The sequence below is a fragment of the Nostoc sp. genome, assembly GCF_035638895.1.
Classification (GTDB): domain Bacteria; phylum Cyanobacteriota; class Cyanobacteriia; order Cyanobacteriales; family Nostocaceae; genus Nostoc.
In genome coordinates this window covers 1-4169 of the sequence record NZ_DASQZC010000498.1, presented here as the reverse complement: position 1 = coordinate 4169, position 4169 = coordinate 1, and the positions used below count along the sequence as shown (strand labels likewise).

At 42.7% G+C, this 4169-nt stretch carries 7 protein-coding genes and 1 pseudogene; 6 read left to right on the top strand and 2 right to left on the bottom strand.

Annotation, left to right across the window (positions count from 1 at the left end):
• A pseudogene (locus VE944_RS24885) lies at window positions 1-648 on the bottom strand (hypothetical protein); the annotation flags it as partial.
• Between the two features lie 154 nt (window positions 649-802).
• On the opposite strand from VE944_RS24885, the gene VE944_RS24880 reads away from it, so the two are divergent.
• The gene (locus VE944_RS24880) at window positions 803-1024 is read left to right on the top strand and encodes a hypothetical protein (protein WP_324983404.1); all 222 of its coding nucleotides are present in this window, start codon (window positions 803-805) and stop codon (window positions 1022-1024) included.
• Window position 1025: 1 nt separating this feature from the next.
• The gene (locus tag VE944_RS24875) at window positions 1026-1346 is read left to right on the top strand and encodes a hypothetical protein (RefSeq protein WP_324983402.1); all 321 of its coding nucleotides are present in this window, start codon (window positions 1026-1028) and stop codon (window positions 1344-1346) included.
• Window positions 1347-1667: 321 nt separating this feature from the next.
• Here the strand turns inward: VE944_RS24875 and VE944_RS24870 are convergent, their stop codons facing one another.
• Window positions 1668-1916 (bottom strand): hypothetical protein, encoded by a 249-nt coding sequence (locus tag VE944_RS24870; RefSeq protein ID WP_324983400.1) that lies wholly within the window; start codon window positions 1914-1916, stop codon window positions 1668-1670.
• Between the two features lie 244 nt (window positions 1917-2160).
• Here VE944_RS24870 and VE944_RS24865 point away from each other — a divergent pair, with 244 nt between their 5' ends.
• The 4 genes from VE944_RS24865 to VE944_RS24850 all read left to right on the top strand — a co-directional run.
• The gene (locus VE944_RS24865) at window positions 2161-2784 is read left to right on the top strand and encodes a hypothetical protein (protein ID WP_324983397.1); all 624 of its coding nucleotides are present in this window, start codon (window positions 2161-2163) and stop codon (window positions 2782-2784) included.
• A 51-nt stretch (window positions 2785-2835) separates the two neighbouring features.
• On the top strand, window positions 2836-3585 hold the full coding sequence (locus tag VE944_RS24860; RefSeq protein ID WP_324983394.1) for an ERF family protein: 750 nt from the start codon (window positions 2836-2838) through the stop codon (window positions 3583-3585).
• A 166-nt stretch (window positions 3586-3751) separates the two neighbouring features.
• Window positions 3752-3976 (top strand): hypothetical protein, encoded by a 225-nt coding sequence (locus VE944_RS24855; protein ID WP_324978413.1) that lies wholly within the window; start codon window positions 3752-3754, stop codon window positions 3974-3976.
• Between the two features lie 9 nt (window positions 3977-3985).
• On the top strand, window positions 3986-4169 hold a 184-nt coding region (locus VE944_RS24850; protein WP_324983392.1), incomplete at its 3' end, for an HNH endonuclease.

Here is a 4169-nt window from a genome sequence, read left to right as displayed (position 1 = left end):
ACCAATCAGTCGCTCAACCTCAGTCCTTTGCTGAAGCCTCATTTGATGACTGATAGCGGGTAATAGTTTGACCTCAGTTTCATTGCCAGGGCGAAAAGAGCGGCGACGAAACATAAACTTGAAATGCCGTTTATCCTGTGGTGGCAAAGAATCCCAAGTTTTGGCATCCCATCCAGGCGGTGTGAAGTCAGCTGATATAGGCAACAAGTTTTGTATTTGAGATTGAAGGAGGGCGATCACTTTACCTTGTTGTTCAAATTTTTCTAGTAGCTCTGGAATTGCTTTTACTGATTGTTTTGCGATCGCTTCACAAGTCAGAAAATATTTGCGGATCTGCTTACCCTCTTCACTCTTAGCCAGCATCCCCATCTCTTTGAAGCACTCCACTGTCAAATAGATTTTTTCTGCGGGTCTACCTGATTTAGAGTTTTCCTCAGAAGTGAGGAAAATATCATGGGGCAAGGCTTCTGGCAATTCCTCTGGAAGTTGTATGAAATAATCAAACTTTGCCTCAAAGTATCCAGTAAGCATTCTCTTGGCGTTGTCTTTTCGGCTATATCCAAGCACTTGCCAAGCCCAATCAAAATCTACAATCTGGTTGCTGTCGTGTAACTGTTGAGCAAGTTCAAGCGTAAACCCTCTATTCATTGCCTTATCTCCTTTGTATAGGCGAAAGAAATTAGCCCCAACTGCAATGGGGTGATATTTTGAGCGGTCATGGTTTATGAAAAATTTTTCAGAAACGGTGATTTATGCGTCTTTTTTGGGTGTCATAAGCAGAGAGTTAACATAGCAAACTTATATGACTAATCCTCAAAAAAGACCCTTGCAGCCTGTTCCACCTCCAAAGCAAAGCAATCCAGCAGTTGATGAACTGGCTGCTTTGCGTCAAGAGATAAGTGAATTTAGAAAAGATTTTGCAAAATTTAGCAAAGAACTGTCGCTAAAAGTGGCGCTCGGCATAATCGGATCTTTAATTTTGATTCGTGTAGTTGGTGAATTTTTAGGAATTTTTAGGGGGTAGTATGCTTGGCTTGTCCACGCCTTTTCTCCACATAAATCCTCAAGATTTTCCGCTCCATATTCTTGTCGGTAGCGGTTTTTCTGATGACATGGAGTTTGCTGTTGATCTACCTACTTCTAGGTGGATTCCTAGAATTGGCGAAACACTTATTTTGCCGATGCGGAACGAGGAAAGCAATATCGACTATCAGTGGGGTTTTATAGTCAAAGATGTTGTTTACGACTTTGTTGCCAAAACTGTTACTGTATACTGCGACTTTCCTGCCGATGGACAATGGAAACTAGATTTTCCATTGCGTGTCACAAATGAAAAACCCTTGTGAACTTGCGATCGCCTTCATCCCTCTCGTACAGAGACAACGCTAGGTGTTGGGTGAATGTTAAATTGGACATATACTTTTTTGTAGATTTGCCTGTAGTGACCGCTACAGGTTTTTTGTTTTGAGAGTGATCGCCACTGCGAGAATGGCGATCTTTTTTAAGAATACATCAATTTCAGATGCATTGTCATTACAATTAGACTAACATAAGTAACACAATCTGAATTACATAAACAAAACCCGCCTACTTATCGTTTGGCGGGTCTTCTTTTATTGATTGCAGTATGTGAGTACGCCATCGCCTGAGAGATTCATTCTCCTCCCTCAGGCGGCCGATTCCCCCACTTCTTGCTCCATTTTTTGCTTGAGGGACAATATTTCAGCCTCATGAGTCTTGAGGCGTTGGCGAATTTCCTCTAGCTCATCACCTTGGTTTTCTCCTTGCCCGATATATTTGTCGATCAGCGCCAACAGAGCCTCTGTTGCATTTTTTCCTTCAATTTTTGCTCTGTTAATAAACGCATTTTTTTTCTCGGTGCTAATTCGCACCATTAACCTATTATCTGCCGTCATAGTCTTTTGCCGGATTCCTTTATGGGTCGTCTAACTTCAGCCTATCAATACGAAGTTGTGACGACAACTGTACTAACACAATAATCTAGATCCTATGGTTAAGCAACTATTTTGTGCGTACATTTGTCTTGACAATGTGCATCAAATTGTCATACAGTAAATACAGACAACAAAAAGCGATCGCTGCTCCTGGAAAGATAAGCGATCGCCTTTTGCCAAAACCCCCCTAAGCAGGAGATTTATCATGCATCAATTGTACACAGTTGAACAGCTTCAAGCCAAATCACTTTTTGAACTAAAAACCATCTACGCCCAAATCGGTGCAAGCGTTAAGGTTGCAGACAAACGCTTTAAGAGTGCTTGGGTGAATGCGATTGTCACTCATCAATCTTCCCAAGTTCAGAAAGTAAATGATCTTGCAGTTGCTCAAGTTGAATTAGAGAAAAATGTTTCTCAGCAAGCTCAAGAAATTTCCCCACCTGCTGAATGGGATTGCACCGTACCGAAATGGATCTCTCCTGCTGCCATCTGCCCAGACTGTAACGGTCATGGATGTGGAAACTGTAATTATCGTGGTACTCGTGCGGTGGATTTGTGTACGCCAGTGGATGAATACCGTCTTCAATATCTAGCTAAAACTGACACTCAAACTGCTTACAACGCTTACAACGGGACTGAGCCACTGGGGATTTTATTTAAGGTGCGAAACTCCGAGGAAGTTTGGGAAAATGCACCTACTACTTATTACTGGCAGTGTGGTAGTGAAGTGAAGTACTGGAGTGCAAAAGAAGCTATTGTTGCACTGGAAAAATTAACTTCACCGAGTGTAAGCGTTGTGAACGAAAGCATGGAATTGCTTGCAGCGTAAGCAACTGGGTGGGCAGTGTCCCACCTAAAAATATTAAAGGAATTGTAAAAAATGCAAAAACTAATTTCTGCACTCATCAAAGCTAAAGCTGAATTTCAGCCCATTCACAAGAATAAAACCAACCCTCATTACAAATCACAGTACGCCGATTTAGATTCAGTGCTAGACGCTGTTACTCCGGCTCTTAATACTCATGGGCTAGCGATAATTCAATTAGTTGGGATTGTTGATGGTAGAACCGTACTGGAAACGCGCCTCTACCATGATTCGGGAGAATTTACGAGCAGTGTTTTTCCTCTGCCAGAAACGAGCGATCCACAAAAAATTGGTTCTGCGCTAACTTATGCGCGGCGCTATAGCTTGTGTGCAATTCTTTCTGTAGCAGCTGATGAGGATAACGATGGTAACGCCGCATCAGAAAAGAAACCTGAGACTAGGGGACGAATGCTTATTAAAGGTTCTTCTACCAATGGAACGGCAAAGACTGTAGTACATCCACAAGACTTACGAGTTAAACAAATTCGTGAAATATTGGGCTACCCCCGCGACTTAATTGTGGAGTGGTTGCAATTTCAGAATGTTGAGCGCCCAAGTCAGCTTGAGGTGAGCTTAGTTGATGAACTAATCAAAACCATGTGTTTAGCTTGGGCATCAGACAAAATCGACCATCCCAATCATGCCCAAAACAGTTACCTCAAGCACGTAGCTGCTGTAGTAGCTAAGGGTGCTGATGAGGTGCAAGTAATTCAAAACTGGATGCAACATATCCAATCGCCACATCAAGCCGAGACTTTAGCCTAGTTCCACCAAAGTTTTATCAACAGAATTTTATGAAACTGAAAACTTCTCTTATAGCTGCAAGCGCAGCTCTATTTCTCGTGCTGTCTTTTACCCCTCCCGTACAAGCTACCAACGACGAATGCAGCCAAAATACCATCTGTCATCGGGGCGACAACAGGAGATAACTATGAATCAATTAACCGACGCTCTGAGCATAGCAGTCACAGAACATAGGTATGACTTCGTGTGCAACATCACGGCTGAAATTGTCGCCACCCTTGAAAAGCAGGGTTTGACCTTTGATGAGTTGCTGGATGGTTTAGCGAATTACGCATTTCTCCACTCTAAAAGCACAGACGCGGCTTGCTTCCTTGTTCGAGCCTGCTTATCTGCAAGAAAAGCGCAGATGTGACGGGTGAACATGGATAGTCCAGTTAGCTTGCGCCGACACAAGCGACATTCTCCCAGACAGATGCAATATCGTAAATCCCTGCTGATTGAAAAGTACGGCATGAAGTGCTTTTGGTGTGAAGTCGCACTCACAACATATTCGCTAACCATTGACCATTTCATTCCACTTTCTAAAGGTGGCAATAACAAACTCA